Genomic DNA, 19,606 nt, shown 5'->3' with positions numbered 1-19,606 from the left:
CTGTCAGTAGCCAATGTGCTGGCTGACCCGCCGCCATCGCAGGCAAGCCAGCTCCCACATTGGATCGGCGTCGCCCATTGCAGTATTTTTGCGTAAAATGCTGCGCTTTTCGTCACACACCTTTTGCGGATCCAAGCGCCATGGGCACTCTTACGGTCAACCAGAACAAATTGCAAAAACGCCTGCGTCGCCTGGCCGGTGAAGCGGTCGCCGATTTCAACATGATCGAGGACGGCGACAAGGTCATGGTCTGCCTCTCCGGTGGCAAAGACAGCTACACCCTGCTCGACGTGCTGCTGCACCTGCAAAAGGTCGCGCCGATCACGTTCCAGATCGTCGCCGTCAACATGGACCAGAAACAACCGGGCTTCCCCGAGCACGTGCTGCCGGCCTACCTCAAAGCGCTCGGCGTCGAGTACCACATCGTCGAGAAAGACACCTATTCGGTGGTCAAGGAACTGATCCCGGAAGGCAAGACCACCTGCTCGCTGTGCTCGCGCCTGCGCCGCGGCACGCTCTACACCTTTGCCGATGAAATCGGCGCAACCAAGATGGCCCTCGGTCATCACCGCGATGACATCGTCGAGACCTTCTTCCTCAATATGTTCTTCAACGGCTCGCTCAAGGCCATGCCGCCCAAGCTGCGGGCCGATGACGGGCGCAACGTGGTGATCCGCCCGCTGGCGTATTGCAACGAGAAGGACATCCAGGCTTACTCCGACTTCAAGCAATTCCCGATCATCCCGTGCAACCTGTGTGGCTCCCAGGAAAACCTGCAGCGCCAGGTGGTCAAGGAGATGCTGCTGGATTGGGAGCGCAAGACCCCAGGCCGCACCGAGAGTATCTTCCGCAGCCTGCAGAATGTGCAGCCGTCGCAGTTGGCCGACCGCAATCTGTTTGACTTCACCAGCCTAAAGATCGATGAGAGTGCCGCGTCGCGCTTCGTCAATGTAGTGAACCTCTAAGGTTCTTCAACGCTCTGAAAGACGGCGCTCATGGGCGCCGTTTTCATTTGAATCCCCAGGAGAGGGCATGCGCGATTACAAGTGGCTGCACGAATACTGTCTGAACCGTTTCGGTTCGGCCGCCGAGTTGGAAGCCCATCTGCCGGTGCCCAACACCCCGGCGCAATTGCGCAAGATCAGCGATGACCGCTACCTGTCGACCCTGGCGCTGCGGGTGTTTCGCGCGGGCTTGAAGCACAGTGTGGTGGACGCCAAGTGGCCGGCATTCGAGAAAGTGTTCTTCGGCTTCGACCCGGAAAAAGTCGTGCTGATGGGCGCCGAGCACCTGGAGCGGTTGATGCAGGACACCAGCATCATCCGCCACCTGGGCAAGCTCAAGAGCGTGCCGCGCAATGCACAGATGATCCTGGACATCGCCCAGGAACACGGCAGCTTCGGCGCGTTTATCGCCGACTGGCCAGTGACCGATATCGTTGGGCTATGGAAGTACCTGAGCAAGCACGGCCACCAGTTGGGCGGTTTGTCCGCGCCGCGCTTCTTGCGCATGGTCGGCAAGGATACGTTTGTGCCCAGTTACGACGTGGTGGCGGCGCTGAACGCGCAGAAGATCGTCGACAAGGCGCCGACCAGCCTGCGGGACCTGGCGACGGTACAAGGGGCGTTCAACCAGTGGCATGCCGAGAGTGGGCGGCCGATGTGCCAGTTGTCGATGATGCTGGCCTATACGGTGAATCATTGAGACCGAGGTGATGCCATCGCAGGCAAGCCAGCTCCCACAGTTGACTGCATTCCAAGGTTGAAACTCGGTCAAATGTGGGAGCTGGCTTGCCTGCGATAGCGGACTTCAGGCCGACACAGGTTCTACAGCCAACCGCCGATTGAGCTGATGCCGCCACCGCACATACAACAACGCCGTACAAAACACCGCCAGACTCGCCACCATCTCCAGCACCCCGAACCACTGCCGGTTCGGGTCATACGCCGCCAGCGCGCCCTTGATGAAATACAGGTTCACCGCAAAGCACATCCACGAATGCCCGCGCGCGCTGCCCAGCAGCATCCCCGGCGCGAGCAACAGCAGCGGCACCAGTTCGATCAGCAGGATCACCCACGGCCGTGCGCCGTGCAGGTCGGCGACGAACAGGTAATACCCGCACAGCAAACCCACCAGGGCAAAGAACGCCAGCAGGCTCAACGCCCGTGCGACCTTGACCCGTGGCTCCAGCCACGCCTGGGGCGGCAGGACTTTAGGCTTTTTGGCCACGACCGGCCTCCAGCAGCGTCGCGGTGTTCGCCAGGCGCAGGCCGAGGGCGCGGCACAGGGCGATTTCATGTTGATCGAGCAGGCGCTTGCCGTCCGGGCCGGCGTGGTGGCTGGCGCCGTAGGGCGTACCGCCGCCCTGGGTATCGAGCAGCGCCTGTTCGCTGTAGGGCAGGCCGGTGATCAGCATGCCGTGGTGCAGCAACGGCAGCAGCATCGACATCAGCGTGGTTTCCTGGCCGCCGTGCAGACTGGCGGTGGAGGTGAAGACCCCGGCCGGCTTGCCGACGAGGGCACCGGTCAGCCACAGGTTGCTGGTGCCGTCGATAAAGTACTTGAGCGGCGCGGCCATGTTGCCGAAGCGCGTCGGGCTACCCAGGGCCAGGCCCGAGCAGTGTTTCAGATCATCGAGGCTGGCATACAGCGCGCCTTCGTCGGGGATGCTCGGCGCCACGGCTTCGCACTCGGTGGAGATCGCCGGCACGGTGCGCAGGCGCGCTTCCATGCCGCCTTGCTCGATGCCCCGGGCAATCTGCCGGGCCATTTCGCTGACCGAGCCATGGCGGCTGTAATACAGCACCAGCACATACGGCGTCGTCACGGCAGGATCTCCAGCACGTTTTCTGGCGGACGGCCAATGATGGCCTTGTCGGCGGTTTCGAGGATCGGGCGCTCCATCAACTTGGGGTGCGCGGCAATGGCGGCGATCAATTGCGCTTCGCTGAGGCTGGCGTCGGCGAGGTTGAGGGTTTTGTATTCCTCTTCGCCGGTGCGCAGCAGTTGGCGCGCGGTGAGGCCCAGCTTGGCGAGCAAGGCCTTGAGTTGCGCGGCGTCCAGCGGCGTTTCCAGGTAGCGCACCACCGTCGGGGTGAGGCCGCGGGCTTCGAGCAGTTCCAGCGCACCGCGGGATTTCGAGCAGCGCGGGTTGTGATAAAGCGTCAGATCGGTCATGTGCGGGTCGCATCTTGCGTAAGGTGGCGGGTATTCTACCCGCGCGGCGTCCTGTCCTTAAACCGTAAGAGGCGATAGGTCGCAGCCAACGTTCATTTTTGCGAAGGATTACCCCATGACAAATCGACTGATCGGTGCATTGGCGATCATCACAACCCTGCTGCTCAGCGGCTGCGGCAACGATTACGGCGTTGACCAGTACGGCCAGAAAGTCGCGGCCGAGCGCTTGGACAAACAATGGGTGGTGGTCAATTACTGGGCCGAATGGTGTGGCCCGTGCCGCACGGAAATCCCCGAGCTGAACGCGCTGGCGGACCAGTTGAAAGGGCAGAACGTCGGGGTGTTCGGGGTCAACTTCGACAATGTGCAGGGCGAGGAGTTGAAGGCCGCCAGCGAGAAGCTGGGGATCAAGTTCACCGTACTGGCGCAGAACCCGGAGGGGATCTTTGATATTCCGCGCAGTGAAGCGTTGCCGGTGACCTACATCATTGATGACAAGGGCAAGGTGCGCGAGCAGTTGATGGGTGAGCAGACGGCGGAAGGTGTGATTGCCAAACTGAAGGCACTACGCGGTTAAAGCAACAACACCAAACCAATGTGGGAGCTGGCTTGCCTGCGATACAGGCAGCGCGGTGTATCAGGTACACCGCGGCGATGTCATCGCAGGCAAGCCAGCTCCCACAGAAAAGCCAGCCCACATTTAGGCTGGGTTAGCCTTCTTCAAGCCACAGGCGAATCGGCTTGCCCTCGGCCGGCCAGAAACGTGTCTGCTCGATCGGCGAAATATCCCAGCGCTGCACGCCTTGCAGGGCCTGGAAGAAGCGGTGTTCCTGCTCCATCAAGGCCTCGGCGCACATTTTGCGGGTGCTGCCGATCTGGCCGAAGCTGAGCTTTTCGCCGTCGACGGTGTACGGCGCAAACCAATGGTTGCAACCGCCATTGCCGTAGGCGCGACCATCCGCACCGAGGGTGACGGTCAGGTGCGCGTAATCCATCAGCGGCCGTTCACCAATCCATTCCACCACGTAGCTGTGGTCCTGCTTGAGCTTGACCGCATCCCCGGCGCAACCCGTCAGGGCCGCACCGACAGCGGCGAGCAGAAGCAGGCCTTTCATTGTGCGGCCTGCTGGCATTTCGGGCAGCGGTGCTTGTTGCCTTCGCTGGCCCAGCCCAACTCCTTGATCCGCGCGTTGGCGGCCGGTTGCAGCGGCTCTTTGCTCAGCTTGGTTTCGACGGCGAATTCAAACTCCAGCACGCTGTCGCAGCTGTCGCAATTGACCTTCCAGGTGTGAATCTCCAACTCGCCGAATTTCGGCCCCTGGGCCATGGCGACCCATTGGCCTGCCGGGCGGATGGAATAGCGCGCATCGCCTTCGACAGTGAGGCGCATCGACAGGGTTTTGCTGCCGCGCAGGGTGACGATCAGCACGTCGCCGTGCTTGATCGCGCCACCGTTGCCGGTGACCTGGTAACGGCCCGGCACCAGGGCGCGGCATTCGATCAGGGTGTGTTGCGGGCTCAGCAAGCTGAAGCGGAAATCGTGTTCGGCCATGGATCCTCCAAATAGGCGCGGCATCCTATCACGGGTGCCGGCCCATCATGGGCCTGGTATGTGACCGCTGATCATCCCTCGACCAGGTTTTGTGTGCGGCCTTCGGCCCAGGCGGCAATGTTGGCCAGGGTAGTGCCGGCAATGGCGCCGAGGGCTTCGCGGGTCAAGAACGCCTGGTGCGCGGTGATGATCACGTTGGGGAAGGTCAGCAGGCGCGCCAGCACATCATCTTGCAGGGGCAGGTCGGAGCGGTCTTCGAAGAACAATTGGGCTTCTTCTTCGTACACATCCAGCCCCAGGTAGCCGAGCTGGCCGTCCTTGAGCGCTTCGATCAGCGCCGGCGTATCCACCAGGCCGCCACGCCCGGTGTTGATCAGCATCGCGCCGGGTTGCATATGCGCCAGGGAGTCGGCGTTGATCAGGTGTTTGCTGTCGGCGGTGAGCGGGCAATGCAGGCTGATGATCTGCGCCTGCGCCAGCAGCTCGGGCAGGCTTACGTAGCGCGCGCCCAAGGCCAGCACCTGCGGGTTGGGGAACGGGTCGTAGGCGAGCAACTGGCAGCCAAAACCGGCCATGATCTTGGCGAACGTGGCGCCGATCTGCCCGGTGCCGACCACGCCGACGGTCTTGCCCACCAGGTCGAAGCCGGTGAGGCCGTGCAGGCTGAAATCGCCGTCGCGGGTGCGGTTGTAGGCGCGGTGCAGGCGGCGGTTGAGCGCGAGGATCAGCGCCACCGCATGCTCGGCCACGGCGTGCGGCGAATAGGCGGGGACGCGCACGATGGTCAGGCCGAGGCGCTTGGCGGCGGCCAGGTCCACGTGGTTGTAGCCGGCCGAGCGCAGGGCGATCAGGCGCGTGCCGCCTTTGGCCAGGTGTTCCAGCACCGGGGCGCTGAGGTCATCGTTGATGAATGGGCAGACCACTTCGTGGTGCTCGGCCAGGGCCACGGTGTCGAGGTTGAGGCGCGCGGGTTGGAATTGCAGCTCCAGGCCGGGCGGTAGAGGCTCGCCGAGGAAGCTGTCGCGGTCGTAGGTCTGGCTGCTGAAAAGAATCACGCGCATAAAAAATGCTCCCTGCGATTAATCATTTGAAAATACATAACCCCTGTGGGAGCGGGCCCGGTTCCTAAGACTGTGCGTCAGGCGCTGACCCGCGCCTCACTGGCCAGCCGAGCAATGGCCATGTCCAGTTCGTCCAGCGCATTCATGGCCTTGGCATCGTCCTGCTTGAGCAGGGTTTCCGCGCGCTGGCAGGCGGCACGCAGTTGCGGCACGCCACAATAGCGGGTGGCGCCGTGCAGGCGGTGGACGCGTTCGATCAGGGCGTGGTGGTCTTTGGCTTCGCGGGCGACGGTGATGGCCAGGCGGTCGGCTTCCAGCGAGGCCAGCAACATGGCCAGCATGTCGGCGGCCAGGTCGGTCTTGCCGGCGGCCAGGCGCAGGCCTTCTTCGTGGTCCAGCACCAGCAGGCGTACGGCCGGGGCCAGGCCGTCGGTGGCGCGCTCCGGCGCCTGGTTGCGCAGGGCCAGGCCGGTCCATTTGAGCACCACCTGGGCCAGTTGCCGCTCGCTGATGGGTTTGGTGAGGTAGTCATCCATGCCGCTTTGCAGCAGCGCGCGCTTTTCGTTGGCCATGGCGTGGGCGGTGAGGGCGACCACCGGCAATGGCGTGCCGTGGCGTTCGCTTTCCCACTGGCGGATCGCTTCGGTGCTCTGGCGCCCGTCCATGCCGGGCATTTGCACGTCCATCAGTACCAGGTCGAAGGTTTCCTGCTTGACCGCGTCGATGGCGGCGAAACCGCTTTCGACCGCCTGCACCTTGGCGCCCATGTCTTCCAGCAGGGTTTGCACCAGCAGCAGGTTGGCCGGGTTGTCGTCCACGCACAGCACCCGTGGCGCACGGCTGGACAACGGCTCGCCGGGGTCGCTGCGCGAGGGGCGAGGGCTGATCAGGTCGGCCAGGGCGCGGCGCAGCTTGCGGGTGCAGGCCGGCTTGGCCTGCAACTGGCTGTTGGGGTTGGGCACCGATTGGGTGAACAGCATCTGTTCGGTGGTCGGGCACAGCACCAGCACCTTGCAGCCCAGGTGTTCGAGGTCCCACAGGTGCTGGTTGAGGCGCTCCGGGGGAATGTCGTTGGCGGTGATGCCGAGCACCGCCAGGTCGATGGCCTGTTCGGTCTGGTGCGCGCTGGTAATGCCATTGGTCAGGCTTTCCAGGCTGTTGAACGGGGTGACTTCCAGGCCGCAGTCTTCCAACTGGTGTTGCAGGGCCTGGCGCGCCAGCTCGTGGTTCTCCAGCACGGCCACGCGCCGCCCCAGCAGCGGCGCCGAGGGCAGGTCGTCAAGGTCATCGCGGGTCTTGGGCAGGTTCAGGCTGATCCAGAACTCCGAGCCTTCGCCCGGCGTGCTATCGACGCCGATCTCACCGCCCATCTGTTCGATCAAGCGCTTGGAAATCACCAGGCCCAGGCCAGTGCCCCCAGGCTGGCGCGACAGCGAGTTGTCGGCCTGACTGAACGCCTGGAACAGCGCGCGCACATCCTGGCTGGACAGGCCGATGCCGGTGTCCTGCACGCTGATGCGCAACTGCACGCTGTCTTCCTGTTCGTCCTCGATCATCGCACGGGCAACGATGGTGCCTTCGCGGGTGAACTTGATCGCGTTGCTGATCAGGTTGGTCAGGATCTGCTTGAGGCGCAGCGGGTCACCCACCAGTGCCAGCGGGGTGTCGCGGTAGACCAGGCTGACCAGTTCCAGTTGTTTGGCGTGGGCGGCGGGGGCGAGGATGGTCAGGGTGTCTTGCAGCAGGTCGCGCAGGTTGAAGGGCACGCTGTCGAGGACCAGCTTGCCGGCCTCGATCTTCGAAAAATCGAGGATCTCGTTGATGATGCCCAGCAGGTTGTCGGCGGATTTTTCGATAGTGCTCAGGTAATCCAGCTGGCGCGGCGACAGTTCGCTTTTTTGCAGCAGGTGGGTGAAACCGAGAATGCCGTTGAGCGGGGTGCGGATTTCATGGCTCATATTGGCCAGGAACTCCGACTTGATACGGCTGGCTTCCAAAGCCTCCTTGCGCGCCAGGTCCAGTTCGATGTTCTGGATCTCGATGGTTTCCAGGTTCTGGCGCACGTCTTCGGTGGCCTGGTCGATGCTGTGTTGCAGCTCTTCCTGGGCGTTTTGCAGGGTTTCGGCCATGCGGTTGATGCCCGAGGCGAGCTGGTCCAATTCCTGGCTGCCCAGCGGCGGCAGGCGGGTTTCCAGGTTGCCGTCCTTGAGCTGGGCCACGGCTTGCTTGATCAGGCCAATCGGCGAATTGATCGTGCGACTGATGCGCAGGGCCAGGGTGGCCGTGACGATCAGGCCGATGGCGATCAACAGCAGGCTGGCGAACAGGCTGCGATAGCCGCGCAGCAACATGCCGTTGTGGGACAGTTCGACTTCGACCCAGCCCAGCAGGCGGTCGGCTTCGTCGGGGATCAATTCGCCCGCGAGGTTGCGATGGCGACCAAACACCGGCAGCAGGTAGCGGGTGGCGTCGTTGCCGGTGCGTTGCAGCAGATGGGAGCTGTTGCCGGCGGGAGGCTGGTTGAGCATGGTCGGGCCGGCGTGGGCCAGGGGCGCGCGGTCGGGGCCGAGGAACGACACGGCGCGCACGTCCGGCTGCTCCAGGGACTGGGTGGCGATGCGCTCCAGCAGGTCGGCGTTCTTCGCGCTCAAGGCCGGTGCCACCAACGGTGCCAGTTGCTCGGCGATCATCTCGCCGCGTTGCAGCAATTGGCTCTGTAATTCCGACAGTTGCATCCAGGTGAAGTAGCCCCCCAACAACAGGGCCATCAGGCTGGTCGGCAATAAGGTCAGCAACAGTACGCGGCCTTTTATCCCCATTCTTCTAAGCACGCCACTCTCCTGCTACCACACTGATATCAATGAACCACGCAAGCATCCGGGCCGCGCCACCTGCGCAGTGTAGCCATTTGCACGCCCTGGAATCTTGCAAATTAATGACAGGCGGCAATCTTCGGGCCATTGGCGGCCGGATGGCGATTGCCTGTGGCGGGTTAATCTTGAATAATCAGTCATTGAGAATGACTTGCAGACGCTAATGAATCCCGCAGTAGTTGGCCTACCCAGTATCCTGACCATCGAAGATGACCCTGTGCTGGGTGCCTATGTCCACGAGCATTTGGGGCGTTGCGGCTTCCAGGTCACCTGGTGCCAGAACGGCCAGCAAGGCCTGGAGATGGCCCGCGACCAGGCGTTCGATGTGGTGTTGATGGACATCTTGCTGCCGGGCATGGATGGCTTGTCGATCCTCACGCATTTGCGCCAGAGCCATTCGATCCCGGTCATCCTGATGTCGGCTTTGGGGGCCGAAGCCGACCGTATCAGCGGTTTTCGCCTGGGGGCCGACGACTACCTGCCCAAGCCGTTCAGCATGATCGAATTGCGCGTGCGCATCGAAGCCATCCTGCGTCGCGTCGCCCTCGACCGGCGCCCGTTGCCGAGCCTTGCGCCGTTGCGCGACGACCTGCGGCCCCTGCGTTTCGACGATGAACTGTGTGACGTGTTCTACCAGGAGCAGTGGGCCGGGCTGACCCGCAGCGAATACCGCTTGCTGGAAACCCTGCACCGCAACGGCGAAGAAGTCCTCAGCAAAGCCTTCCTATATCAGCATGTGCTGCAGCGCGGTTATGCGCCCCACGACCGCAGCCTCGACATGCACATCAGCCAGATCCGCCGCAAGCTCAAGGCCATCGGCTACAGCGAGCGGGAAGTGCGCACGGTGTGGGGCAAGGGCTACGTGTTGAGCGGTGCCGATGAGATTCTTTGAGCACCCCTTGACGCGGTTGCCGGGCAAGCACTCGTTATTCTGGAAACTGGCCTGCCTGTTGATCGCCTTTTGTTTGCTGATGATCTGGCTCAGTTGGTCCTGGGGCCGGTACATGGAGCAGAAGAACCAGTACCTGTCCGACGAAGCGCGGATCACCTTGAGTGGTTACGCCGTGAGTGCCGAGCAGGCCTGGAATCGCGGCGGCCATGCCGGTGTCGACGCCTGGCTGCAAGCGATGGGCAAGCGTGAGCGCACCTGGATCGGCGTGATTGGCAATGACCTGCAATCGCTGAGCAGCTACCCGCTGACCGACAAGGAAAGCCAGCGCCTCACCTCCCTGCGCGGGCTCGACTGGCCCGTCAGCCGGCATGTGCAGGGTTTGCCGTGGTTGAAAATCCCCTTTCCGGTGGACCCGTCGGCGGGCTCCCTGGTCATCGAGTTGCCCCAACGCTTCATGCCGGGGCGCTATCAGTTGTTCTGGCGCGTGGTGACCAACGGTGTGATTCCGGGCCTGTTTACCTTGTTGCTGTGCATTGGCCTGTATCGCTTGCTGATCATGCCCCTCAATCAACTGCGCGAGCAGGCCAACGCCTGGCGTGCCGATCAGTTGAATACGCGGCTGTCCCACGCGGCCATCAGCCGCCAGGATGAGTTGGGCGAGCTGGGGCGGGCCTTTGACCATATGTCCGAGCGCCTGCAAGGCACTGTGGTGTTGCAGCAGCAGTTGCTGCGGGACATGTCCCACGAGTTGCGCACCCCTTTAAGCCGCTTGCGGGTGGCCTGTGACAGTGAGCAGGATTTGACGCAACTGCGAGAGCGCTTGGGTCGGGAGATCGACGCCATGCAACGCCTGGTGGAGGACAGCCTGCAACTCGCTTGGCTGGACACCGAGCGTGCGCCGCTGCCTGAGGAAGGCATCCAGTTGCAGGCGCTCTGGGACATGCTGCGGGAGAACGCGTGTTTCGAAAGCGATTGGCCGGCATCGCGCCTGCCGTGCCTGTTGGAGGCAGATTGCTGGGTGCGCGGCAACTTGAACGCATTGGCCCAGGCCCTGGAAAACATTGTGCGCAACGCCATCCGCCATTCTCCCGCCGACGGTGTGGTCAGCCTGGACGGGCGGCGCGAGGGCGATTACTGGCATCTGTGGCTGGAGGATCAGGGGGGCGGCATCGCGGAACAGGACCTGGAGCGGATCTTTGCGCCGTTCACCCGCCTGGACGGCTCGCGCCCCGGCGACGGCGGCTTTGGCCTCGGCTTGAGCATCGCGCGTAATGCCGTGCAACGCCAGGAGGGCAGCCTGTGGGCGCAAAACACCGGGCTGGGCCTGCGCGTGCACCTGCGCTTGCGGGCGCGTTAGGCCTCAAGCGCGCCGTTGTTTGCGTTTCTTCCATTGGTGGGCCACCCACCAGCGCCAGTACAGCATGGTCAGGCAGTAGGCCAGGGCGCCCAGCACCAAGCCCAGCACCACTGAACCCAGCAGGAACGGCTGCCACAAAGTACTCAGTTGGCCGCTGATCCATTCCCAGGTCAGGTCGTCCGGCAGGCTGCGCGGCGGTACATTCATCAGCCAGGCGCCGGTCAGGTAGGTGCAGAAAAACACCACCGGCATGGTGATCGGGTTGGTCAGCCATACCAGGCTGACGGCGATGGGCATATTGCCGCGCACCGCAATGGCCAGCACGGCCGCCAACAGCATCTGCAAGGGGATCGGGATAAATGCCGCGAACAAACCCACGGCCATGGCCCGCGCCACCGAGTGCCGATTCAGGTGCCAGAGGTTGGGGTCGTGCAGCAAGGTGCCGAGGAATCGTAAGGACTTGTGTTCCCTGATACTGGTCGGGTCGGGCATGTAGCGTTTGAATAAGCGCCGAGGCATAAGGGGTCCAGGTCAGTTCGAGGGGCAAGTATGCCCGCATTCTATAAACAGAAAATTCAGACTTTGTGACAAAACATCATAGGCCGTGCTGCGCGTCCGGCTAAGACTGAATGGATCACTTGAAAGGGATGATCCATGAGAGCAGGGATGTTCGCGTTTGCACTGGGGCTGCTGGCGTTGCGCTATTTGCCGGCATTGCCACCGGTCGGCTGGCTGCTGGCCATGCCGGTGGTGGCGTTGATGCTGTTGCCGTTTCGCACCTATTGGCTGGCGTTCTTCCTTTTCGGCTTGAGTTGGGCGTGCCTGAGCGCGCAGTGGGCGCTGGATGATCGGCTGCGGCCGGCACTGGACGGGCAGACGCGCTGGCTGGAGGGGCGTGTCGTCGGGTTGCCGCAGCAGACGGGCAGCGGTGTGCGTTTCGAGCTGGCCGACAGTCGGTCGCGCAATGCCCGCTTGCCCAAGCGTATCCAGGTGTCCTGGCACGGCGGGCCGCCGGTGCACAGCGGTGAGCGCTGGCGCCTGGCGGTCACCCTCAAGCGGCCCTCCGGGTTGCTCAATTTCCATGGGTTTGACCGCGAAGCCTGGCTGCTGGCCCAGCGCATTGGCGCCACTGGCTCGGTAAAGGATGGCGTGCGCCTGGCCCCGGCGCGCAATGCCTGGCGCGACAACGTACGCCAGCGCCTGCTGGCCGTGGATGCCCAGGGCCGTGAAGCGGCGGTGGCCGCGCTGGTGCTGGGCGACGGCTCTGGGCTGGCACCGCAGGATTGGCGGGTGTTGCAGGCCACTGGCACGGTGCACCTGCTGGTGATTTCCGGCCAGCACATTGGCTTGCTCTCGGGCCTGATCTACGGGCTGATCGCCGGGCTGGCACGCTACGGCTGCTGGCCGCGAACCTTGCCTTGGCTGCCGTGGGCCTGTGGCCTGGCGTTTGCTGCGGCGTTGGGTTACGGCTTGCTGGCGGGGTTCGGCGTGCCGGTGCAACGCGCCTGCGTGATGGTCGGGCTGGGGCTGTTGTGGCGTTTGCGGTTTCGCCACTTGGGGGTGTGGTGGCCGTTGTTGCTCGCGCTCAGTGGGGTGTTGGTGCTTGAGCCGTTGGCCAGCCTGCAAGCGGGGTTCTGGTTGTCGTTTGCGGCGGTTGCGGTCTTGGTGCTGGCGTTCGGTGGGCGTTTGGGGGCGTGGAGTTTCTGGCACGTGTGGACCCGTCCGCAGTGGCTGATTGCTATCGGTTTGTTGCCGATCTTGCTGGTGCTTGGGTTGCCCATCAGCCTCAGTGCGCCGTTGGCCAACCTGTTCGCAGTGCCGTGGATCAGCCTGGTGGTGTTGCCGTTGTCCTTGCTGGGGACGGCGCTGTTGCCGGTGCCATGGCTGGGCGAGGGGCTGTTGTGGTTGGCGGGCGGTGCACTTGATGGGCTGTTCAAGGGCCTTGAACTGTTGGCCGGGCAAGTGCCGGCCTGGGTTCCCGGCGAAGTCCCCTTGGGGTACTGGCTGATCAGCCTGTTGGGCGCGGTGTTGCTGCTGCTGCCCAAAGGCGTGCCATTTCGGCTGCTGGGCTGGCCGATGCTGCTGTTGGCGGTGTGCCCGCCCAGGGAGCCGGTGCCCCATGGCCAGGTGGACGTGTTGCAACTGGATGTGGGGCAGGGCCAGGCGTTGATCCTGCGTACCCGCCACCACACCTTGCTGTACGACGCTGGCCCGCGTTCGGGGATGGTTGATCTGGGTGCGCAGGTGGTGTTGCCCGCCTTGAAAAAACTCGGGGTAGGGCAGTTGGACCTGATGCTGCTCAGCCATGGGGATGCCGATCACGCTGGCGGCGCGGCGGCGGTGGCGCGCGGGTTGGCCGTCCGCCGCGTGGTGGGTGGCGAGACCGAGGGGTTGCCGGCGTTTCTCGGCACCCGGCCGTGCGTGAGCGGTGAGCGCTGGGAATGGGATGGCGTGGTGTTTGAGCTATGGCAATGGCCTGATGCTGTTGAAGGCAATGCGAAGTCCTGCGTGTTGCAGGTTCAGGCCGGTGGCGAGCGCCTGTTGCTGACCGGCGATATCGACCGCGCCGCCGAAAAGGCTTTGCTCGCATCGCCCCTGGCGGTACCAACCGATTGGCTGCAAGCGCCCCACCATGGCAGTCGCAGCTCTTCGTCCTGGCCCTTTGTGCAGCGACTTTCGCCCAAGTCGGTGCTGATTTCCCGAGGTCGTGGCAATGCGTTCGGGCATCCCCACCCGCAAGTGATAGAGCGATATCAGGCGCTGGGCAGCCGTATCTACGACAGCGCCGAGCAAGGTGCCGTGCGCCTGCAATTGGGCGCCTTCGCGCCACCGGTTGTTGCGCGCAGTCAACGTCGCTTCTGGCGCGAAGCGTTACCCTCGGCGCCTGTGGTCGGCGAACCCCGCTGACGTACCGATATGGTAAAGTGGCGCACTTTTTCGAGGGGACATTCACTGTGTGGGAATTGGTCAAATCCGGCGGCTGGATGATGTTGCCGATCATCATGAGTTCTATCGCCGCACTCGGCATCGTTGCCGAACGCCTGTGGACCCTGCGCGCCAGTCGCGTCACCCCCGAACATCTGCTGGGGCAGGTCTGGGGCTGGATCAAGAGCAAACAGCTCGACAAGGAAAAACTCAAGGAGCTGCGGGCCAATTCGCCCCTGGGTGAGATCCTCGCCGCTGGCCTGGCCAACTCCAAGCATGGTCGCGAGATCATGAAAGAGTGCATCGAAGAGGCCGCCGCCCGGGTCATTCATGAACTGGAGCGCTATATCAACGCCCTCGGCACCATCGCCGCCATGGCGCCATTGCTCGGTTTGCTGGGCACCGTGCTGGGCATGATCGACATCTTCAGCTCGTTCATGGGCTCGGGCATGACCACCAACGCCGCTGTGCTCGCCGGTGGTATTTCCAAGGCGTTGATCACCACCGCCGCTGGCCTGATGGTTGGTATTCCTTCGGTGTTCTTCCACCGTTTCCTGCAACGGCGCATCGATGAGCTGGTGGTGGGCATGGAGCAGGAAGCCATCAAGTTGGTGGAAGTGGTGCAGGGCGACCGTGATGTGGACCTGGTCGAGGGCCGAGCGTGAAATTTCGCCGCAAGCAACGGGAAAACGTTGATATCAACCTCGCGTCGCTGATCGACGTGGTGTTTATCCTGCTGCTGTTTTTTGTCGTCACCACCACCTTCACCCGCCAGACCGAGCTGCGCGTCGATTTGCCGGAAGCGGTCAGCGGTTCGCCGGCAGAAGACCAGCAGGTCAAGCAACTGGACATCGCCATCAGCGCCGACGGCGTGTTTTCGGTGAATAACCAGTTATTGGCGAAGAACGACCTCGCCAGCCTGATGGACGCCCTGCAGAAAGAGTCCGGCGGCGACACCAAGATGCCGCTGTCCATCAGTGCCGATGGCAAGACCCAGCATCAGGCCGTGATCACGGCGATGGATGCGGCCGGCAAGCTCGGTTTCAGCCATCTGCGCATGACCACGGTCGAGGCGGCGAGCCAACCCTGATGGCCATGTCTGATCGTTTACTCAAGGCCTGGTATGAAGGGCATCCGGCGCTCACGTTGCTGCGTCCGCTGGAGGCGCTGTATCGCCGGGTGGTGCAGGGCAAACGCGCGCGCTTCCTGGCGGGCGAGGGCCAGATCTACCAATCGCCCGTGCCGGTGGTGGTGGTCGGCAATATCACGGTAGGTGGCACCGGCAAGACGCCGCTGATCCTGTGGTTGATCGAGCACTGTCGCCGCAGCGGGTTGCGGGTGGGCGTGGTCAGCCGTGGTTATGGCGCCAAGCCGCCGCAACTGCCGTGGCGGGTCGAAGCCAGCCACAGCGCTGACGTGGCGGGCGATGAGCCGTTGCTGATCGTGCAACGCTGCGGTGTGCCGCTGATGATCGACCCCGACCGCAGCCGTGCGGTCCAGGCGCTGCTGGCCAGTGAAACCCTGGACCTGATCCTGTCCGATGACGGCCTGCAACACTATCGCCTGGCCCGCGACCTTGAACTGGTGCTGATCGACGCTGCCCGCGGCCTCGGTAACCGCCGTTGTCTACCGGCCGGGCCGTTGCGCGAGCCGGTGGAGCGCCTGCAAAGTGTGGATGCGCTGCTCTATAACGGCGCCGCCGCCGATCGCGAAGATGGCTTTGCCTTTCGCCTGCAACCCACGGCGTTGGTTAACCTGCAAACCGGGGAGCGCCAGCCGGTCGAGTATTTTGCGGTGGGCCAGCAGGTCCATGCGGTGGCCGGTATCGGCAACCCGCAACGTTTCTTCAACACCCTTGAAACGCTACACTGGCAGGCGATACCCCATGCGTTTGCCGACCATGCGCCCTACAGCGCAGAGGTCTTGAATTTTACGCCGTCATTGCCGCTGGTCATGACCGAGAAGGACGCGGTGAAGTGCCGCGCCTTTGCCCAGCCCGACTGGTGGTACCTTGCGGTGGATGCGGTGCCGTCGCCGGCGTTCGTCGCCTGGTTCGACACGCAGCTGATGCGCCTGTTGCCCGCCCGTCTCTTGCCTTAACTGCTTCTTTCCAGGAAACACTCATGGACACCAAATTGCTCGACATCCTCGCTTGCCCGATCTGCAAAGGCCCGCTCAAGCTCAGCGCCGACAAAACCGAGCTGATCAGCAAAGGCGCCGGCCTGGCCTATCCGATCCGTGATGGCATCCCGGTCATGCTGGAAAGCGAAGCCCGCACCCTGACCTCCGATGAGCGCCTGGATAAATGACCACCGCCTTTACCGTTGTCATTCCTTCGCGTTTTGCCTCGACGCGCCTGCCGGGCAAGCCGCTGCAATTGATCGGCAACAAGCCGATGATCCAGCTGGTGTGGGAGCAGGCCTGCAAAAGCAGCGCTGAACGGGTCGTGGTCGCCACCGATGACCCGCGCATCATCGCCGCCTGCCAAGGTTTTGGTGCTGAAGCGGTACTGACCCGCGAAGACCACAACTCCGGCACCGATCGCCTGGCCGAAGTGGCCACGCAGTTGGGCCTGGCCGACGACGCCATCGTGGTCAACGTGCAAGGCGACGAACCGCTGATCCCGCCAAGCGTCATCGACCAGGTGGCCGCCAACCTCGCGGCCCACGGCGAAGCGCGCATGGCGACGCTGGCTGAGCCGATCGAAGACATCAACACCCTGTTCAACCCGAACGTGGTGAAAGTGGTCAGCGACATCAACGGCCTGGCGCTGACGTTCAGCCGCTCGACCCTGCCTTGGGCGCGCGACGCCTTTGCCAAACAGCCAGACCTGTTGCCGGAAGGCGTGCCGTACCGCCGCCACATCGGCATTTACGCCTACCGCGCCGGCTTCCTGCATGACTTCGTCAGCTGGGGCCCGTGCTGGCTGGAAAACACCGAATCCCTGGAACAACTGCGTGCCTTGTGGCACGGCGTGCGCATCCACGTGGGCGATGCCCTGGAAGCGCCGCCTGCGGGTGTGGACACGCCGGAAGACCTTGAGCGCGTTCGTCGCCTGCTGGGGGCGTGATGGAAGTCCTGTTTGTCTGCCTGGGCAACATCTGCCGCTCGCCAACGGCCGAAGGTGTGTTGCGCCATAAATTGCGCGACGCGGGTCTGGCTGGGCGGGTCGAGGTCGCCTCCGCCGGCACGGGGGACTGGCATGTCGGCAACCCACCGGACCAGCGCAGCCAGCGTGCCGCGTTGGCACGCGGTTACGACTTGTCGGCGCAGCGTGCGCAACAGGTCAGCCGTGCCGACTTTGCCCGCTACGACCTGATCCTGGCCATGGACCACAGCAACCTGCGTAACCTGAAGGCGCTGCAGCCGGGACAGGGCAAGGCACAGCTGGACTTGTTCCTGCGTCGCTATGACGCTGAGGTTGACGAGGTGCCAGACCCTTACTACGAAGGCGAACAGGGCTTCGAACGGGTCCTGGACCTGATCGAGCAAGCCTGTGATTTATTGGTGATCGAAATCAAGGGGCGGTTATGACCTTGCAAGTGCTCTCGCAGGTATCCCTCAAGCCCTTCAACAGCTTTGGCATTGACGTGCGCGCCCAGCTGTTTGCCGAGGCCCACAGCGATGCGGACGTCCGTGAGGCCTTGGCCTACGCGGTCACGCAAGCGCTGCCGTTGTTGGTAATCGGCGGCGGCAGCAATTTGTTGCTGACCCAGGACATTGCGGCGCTGGTGCTGCGCATGGCCACCCAGGGGATCCGGGTGCTGCACGATGACGGCAAGTCTGTGGTGGTCGAAGCCGAAGCAGGCGAAGCCTGGCACCCGTTTGTGCTGTGGACCCTGGAGCAAGGTTTTTGCGGCCTGGAAAACCTCAGCCTGATCCCAGGTACCGTTGGCGCGGCACCGATGCAAAACATCGGCGCCTATGGTGTCGAGATCAAGGACGTATTCGCCGGCCTCACCGCCCTGGATCGCCACACCGGCGAACTGCGGGATTTCAGCCTGGAAGAATGCAACTTCGCCTACCGTGACAGCCTGTTCAAGCACGAAACCGGGCGCTGGCTGATCCTGCGTGTGCGTTTCGCCTTGAGCCGCACCCGCCACCTCAAGCTTGATTACGGCCCGGTGCAGCAGCGCCTGGCGGGGCAGGGGATCACTGAGGCGACGCCGAGCGATGTGAGCCGCGCCATCTGCAGCATCCGCCGCGAAAAACTGCCAGACCCGGCAGAACTGGGGAATGCCGGCAGCTTCTTCAAAAACCCGTTGGTATCCCAGGTGCTCGCGACCGAGCTGCAGGCGCTGTACCCAGACCTGGTGGCCTACCCGCAGGCTGACGGCCAGATGAAACTCGCCGCCGGTTGGCTGATCGACAAGGCCGGCTGGAAGGGCTTCAGGGACGGTGATGCCGGCGTACACGCGCTGCAAGCGCTGGTGCTGGTCAACTATGGTGCTGCCACAGGGCACGATATTGCAGACCTGGCGCTGCGTATCCAGCGAGACATTGCTGAGCATTTCAAGGTCGAGCTGGAAATGGAGCCCAACCAGTACTGATCCCTCGAAAACAAAAATGCCCCGCATCTTTCGATGCGGGGCATTTTTTTTGCGTTAGTGGATCAGTCGTCGCGGCTCATGATGCCGAAGATCTGCAACAGGCTGATAAACAGGTTGTAGATCGACACATACAGGCTGACGGTCGCCATGATGTAGTTACGCTCACCGCCGTGGATGATGGCGCTGGTCTGGAACAGGATGCACACCGAGGAGAACAGCACAAAACCCGCGCTGATCGCCAGTTGCAGGCCGCTGATCTGGAAGAACATGCCTGCGACCACGGCCGCCAGCAACACGAAGAAGCCCGCGGTGATGAAGCCACCCAGGAAGCTCATGTCCTTGCGGGTGATCAGCACGTAGGCCGACAGACCACCAAACACCAGCGCCGTCATGGCAAACGCCGAACTGACCACTTCCGCACCGCCGGCCATGCCGAGGTAACGGTTAAGGATCGGGCCGAGGATAAAACCCATGAAGCCGGTCAAGGCAAATGCCGACACCAGGCCCCAGGCCGAGTCACGCAGTTTGTTGGTCAGGAAGAACAGACCGTAGAAGCCGATCAACACGACAAAGATATTCGGATAGCCAACGCGCATCTGCTGCGCCACGAACGCCATCACGCCGCTGAATGCGAGGGTAAGGGCGAGCAAGCCGTATGTGTTGCGCAACACGCGGCTGACTTCAAGCTGCTCAGCCTGCGCGTTACCATTCACTGCGTAATTCTGTTCGCGCATGGCGACACTCCTTCAGTTTTGAAACGTTCAGTCGCAAAGATCATAACAGACGCTCTGTAACAAGCGATGCCAAGAGTTTGACAGTGTGTTTCATTCGGGTATTATGGCGCCCGCTGAGACAGGATGGTCTACTCTAATCCTGTGATGCAAAAGGGAAATTGGCAGAGTGGTTGAATGCACCGGTCTTGAAAACCGGCGAACGTTAATAGCGTTCCCAGGGTTCGAATCCCTGGTTTCCCGCCAAGATTCAAACAAAAGCCCCGCAATGCGGGGCTTTTGTGTTTCTGGCATCTGAGAATGCCCAGGCTAGAGCTTCGGATCGTTTCCGCATCATTTCAGGCTGTTTCCGCATCTCCGCCAGATTCGTGGTCGGCGAGTTGGCTTTATGATCTCGCCGACCCGCTGGTAAATCGTCTCTGTGTTGCGCTTGTCCGTGTGCCCCAGGAGGCGGCTGGCATCATCGAGATCCAGAATTTCGCTTGTTG

The 19,606-nt window shown here is 62.9% G+C and carries 22 protein-coding genes and 1 tRNA gene; 14 read left to right on the top strand and 9 right to left on the bottom strand.

Features of this window, described 5'->3' with window-relative positions:
- Nucleotides 1-140: 140 nt before the first annotated feature.
- Together ttcA and B348_RS0110335 are read left to right on the top strand one after the other, a co-directional pair.
- Nucleotides 141-965 carry a tRNA 2-thiocytidine(32) synthetase TtcA gene (gene ttcA / locus B348_RS0110340; protein WP_017736046.1) on the top strand — a complete coding sequence of 275 codons (825 nt, stop codon included), beginning with the start codon at nt 141-143 and terminating at the stop codon, nt 963-965.
- A 67-nt stretch (nt 966-1,032) separates the two neighbouring features.
- A complete protein-coding gene (locus B348_RS0110335) occupies nt 1,033-1,704 on the top strand; it encodes a DNA-3-methyladenine glycosylase I (protein WP_017736045.1) in 672 nt (223 codons plus the stop codon).
- A gap of 105 nt (nt 1,705-1,809) precedes the next feature.
- Here the strand turns inward: B348_RS0110335 and B348_RS0110330 are convergent, their stop codons facing one another.
- From B348_RS0110330 to arsC, 3 genes are read right to left on the bottom strand one after another with little or no spacing between them, the layout of a single operon-like run.
- The gene (locus tag B348_RS0110330) at nt 1,810-2,229 is read right to left on the bottom strand and encodes a DUF2069 domain-containing protein (RefSeq protein ID WP_017736044.1); all 420 of its coding nucleotides are present in this window, start codon (nt 2,227-2,229) and stop codon (nt 1,810-1,812) included.
- A complete protein-coding gene (gene wrbA, locus B348_RS0110325; RefSeq protein WP_017736043.1) occupies nt 2,213-2,827 on the bottom strand; it encodes an NAD(P)H:quinone oxidoreductase in 615 nt (204 codons plus the stop codon). The genes B348_RS0110330 and wrbA overlap by 17 nt, the downstream gene beginning before the upstream one ends.
- On the bottom strand, nt 2,824-3,177 hold the full coding sequence (arsC, locus tag B348_RS0110320) for an arsenate reductase (glutaredoxin) (protein WP_017736042.1): 354 nt from the start codon (nt 3,175-3,177) through the stop codon (nt 2,824-2,826). Before arsC ends, wrbA begins: the two co-directional genes overlap by 4 nt.
- A gap of 115 nt (nt 3,178-3,292) precedes the next feature.
- Here arsC and B348_RS0110315 point away from each other — a divergent pair, with 115 nt between their 5' ends.
- Nucleotides 3,293-3,754, top strand: coding sequence for a TlpA disulfide reductase family protein (locus B348_RS0110315; RefSeq protein WP_017736041.1), 462 nt, complete (start codon nt 3,293-3,295; stop codon nt 3,752-3,754).
- A gap of 133 nt (nt 3,755-3,887) precedes the next feature.
- On the opposite strand, the gene B348_RS0110310 is transcribed toward B348_RS0110315, so the two are convergent.
- The 4 genes from B348_RS0110310 to B348_RS0110295 all read right to left on the bottom strand — a co-directional run bounded on the left by B348_RS0110310 (nt 3,888) and on the right by B348_RS0110295 (nt 8,621).
- Nucleotides 3,888-4,292: an META domain-containing protein gene (locus tag B348_RS0110310; RefSeq protein ID WP_017736040.1), complete on the bottom strand. Its 405-nt coding sequence runs from the start codon at nt 4,290-4,292 to the stop codon at nt 3,888-3,890.
- Nucleotides 4,289-4,729: a hypothetical protein gene (locus tag B348_RS0110305; protein WP_017736039.1), complete on the bottom strand. Its 441-nt coding sequence runs from the start codon at nt 4,727-4,729 to the stop codon at nt 4,289-4,291. Before B348_RS0110305 ends, B348_RS0110310 begins: the two co-directional genes overlap by 4 nt.
- Nucleotides 4,730-4,800: 71 nt before the next feature.
- Nucleotides 4,801-5,790 (bottom strand): 2-hydroxyacid dehydrogenase, encoded by a 990-nt coding sequence (locus tag B348_RS0110300; protein ID WP_017736038.1) that lies wholly within the window; start codon nt 5,788-5,790, stop codon nt 4,801-4,803.
- A 77-nt stretch (nt 5,791-5,867) separates the two neighbouring features.
- Nucleotides 5,868-8,621 (bottom strand): response regulator, encoded by a 2,754-nt coding sequence (locus tag B348_RS0110295; protein WP_026136704.1) that lies wholly within the window; start codon nt 8,619-8,621, stop codon nt 5,868-5,870.
- Nucleotides 8,622-8,826: 205 nt separating this feature from the next.
- On the opposite strand from B348_RS0110295, the gene B348_RS0110290 reads away from it, so the two are divergent.
- Both B348_RS0110290 and B348_RS0110285 read left to right on the top strand, forming a co-directional pair.
- Nucleotides 8,827-9,555 (top strand): response regulator transcription factor, encoded by a 729-nt coding sequence (locus B348_RS0110290; protein ID WP_017736036.1) that lies wholly within the window; start codon nt 8,827-8,829, stop codon nt 9,553-9,555.
- On the top strand, nt 9,542-10,912 hold the full coding sequence (locus B348_RS0110285) for a sensor histidine kinase (RefSeq protein WP_026136703.1): 1,371 nt from the start codon (nt 9,542-9,544) through the stop codon (nt 10,910-10,912). The genes B348_RS0110290 and B348_RS0110285 overlap by 14 nt, the downstream gene beginning before the upstream one ends.
- 3 nt (nt 10,913-10,915) lie before the next feature.
- Here B348_RS0110285 and B348_RS0110280 read toward each other — a convergent pair whose 3' ends face one another.
- Entirely contained in the window at nt 10,916-11,431 is a 516-nt protein-coding gene (locus B348_RS0110280) for a DUF2062 domain-containing protein (protein WP_017736034.1), read from the bottom strand.
- 147 nt (nt 11,432-11,578) lie between these two features.
- Between B348_RS0110280 and B348_RS0110275 the strand changes: the two genes are divergently transcribed.
- From B348_RS0110275 to murB, 8 genes are read left to right on the top strand one after another with little or no spacing between them, the layout of a single operon-like run.
- Nucleotides 11,579-13,819, top strand: a complete 2,241-nt coding sequence (locus tag B348_RS0110275) for a ComEC/Rec2 family competence protein (protein WP_017736033.1) — start codon at nt 11,579-11,581, stop codon at nt 13,817-13,819.
- 47 nt (nt 13,820-13,866) lie between these two features.
- On the top strand, nt 13,867-14,502 hold the full coding sequence (locus B348_RS0110270; RefSeq protein ID WP_017736032.1) for a MotA/TolQ/ExbB proton channel family protein: 636 nt from the start codon (nt 13,867-13,869) through the stop codon (nt 14,500-14,502).
- Nucleotides 14,499-14,927 carry a biopolymer transporter ExbD gene (locus B348_RS0110265; RefSeq protein ID WP_017736031.1) on the top strand — a complete coding sequence of 143 codons (429 nt, stop codon included), beginning with the start codon at nt 14,499-14,501 and terminating at the stop codon, nt 14,925-14,927. The genes B348_RS0110270 and B348_RS0110265 overlap by 4 nt, the downstream gene beginning before the upstream one ends.
- On the top strand, nt 14,927-15,937 hold the full coding sequence (gene lpxK, locus B348_RS0110260; RefSeq protein ID WP_017736030.1) for a tetraacyldisaccharide 4'-kinase: 1,011 nt from the start codon (nt 14,927-14,929) through the stop codon (nt 15,935-15,937). Before B348_RS0110265 ends, lpxK begins: the two co-directional genes overlap by 1 nt.
- A 23-nt stretch (nt 15,938-15,960) precedes the next feature.
- Nucleotides 15,961-16,146, top strand: a complete 186-nt coding sequence (locus B348_RS0110255) for a Trm112 family protein (protein ID WP_017736029.1) — start codon at nt 15,961-15,963, stop codon at nt 16,144-16,146.
- Nucleotides 16,143-16,907 (top strand): 3-deoxy-manno-octulosonate cytidylyltransferase, encoded by a 765-nt coding sequence (gene kdsB, locus B348_RS0110250; RefSeq protein ID WP_017736028.1) that lies wholly within the window; start codon nt 16,143-16,145, stop codon nt 16,905-16,907. Before B348_RS0110255 ends, kdsB begins: the two co-directional genes overlap by 4 nt.
- The gene (locus B348_RS0110245; RefSeq protein ID WP_017736027.1) at nt 16,907-17,371 is read left to right on the top strand and encodes a low molecular weight protein-tyrosine-phosphatase; all 465 of its coding nucleotides are present in this window, start codon (nt 16,907-16,909) and stop codon (nt 17,369-17,371) included. The genes kdsB and B348_RS0110245 overlap by 1 nt, the downstream gene beginning before the upstream one ends.
- Nucleotides 17,368-18,387 (top strand): UDP-N-acetylmuramate dehydrogenase, encoded by a 1,020-nt coding sequence (murB, locus tag B348_RS0110240; protein WP_017736026.1) that lies wholly within the window; start codon nt 17,368-17,370, stop codon nt 18,385-18,387. Before B348_RS0110245 ends, murB begins: the two co-directional genes overlap by 4 nt.
- 62 nt (nt 18,388-18,449) lie before the next feature.
- Here the strand turns inward: murB and B348_RS0110235 are convergent, their stop codons facing one another.
- A complete protein-coding gene (locus B348_RS0110235) occupies nt 18,450-19,121 on the bottom strand; it encodes a Bax inhibitor-1/YccA family protein (protein WP_003174664.1) in 672 nt (223 codons plus the stop codon).
- A 152-nt stretch (nt 19,122-19,273) separates the two neighbouring features.
- Here B348_RS0110235 and B348_RS0110230 point away from each other — a divergent pair.
- Nucleotides 19,274-19,364 (top strand) — tRNA-Ser (locus tag B348_RS0110230).
- Nucleotides 19,365-19,606: the final 242 nt, after the last annotated feature.

The organism is Pseudomonas sp. CBZ-4 (genome assembly GCF_000346755.1).
Taxonomy (GTDB): domain Bacteria; phylum Pseudomonadota; class Gammaproteobacteria; order Pseudomonadales; family Pseudomonadaceae; genus Aquipseudomonas.
Note: the sequence above shows the minus strand (reverse complement) of the source record. Positions and strands in the feature narration are given on the sequence as shown.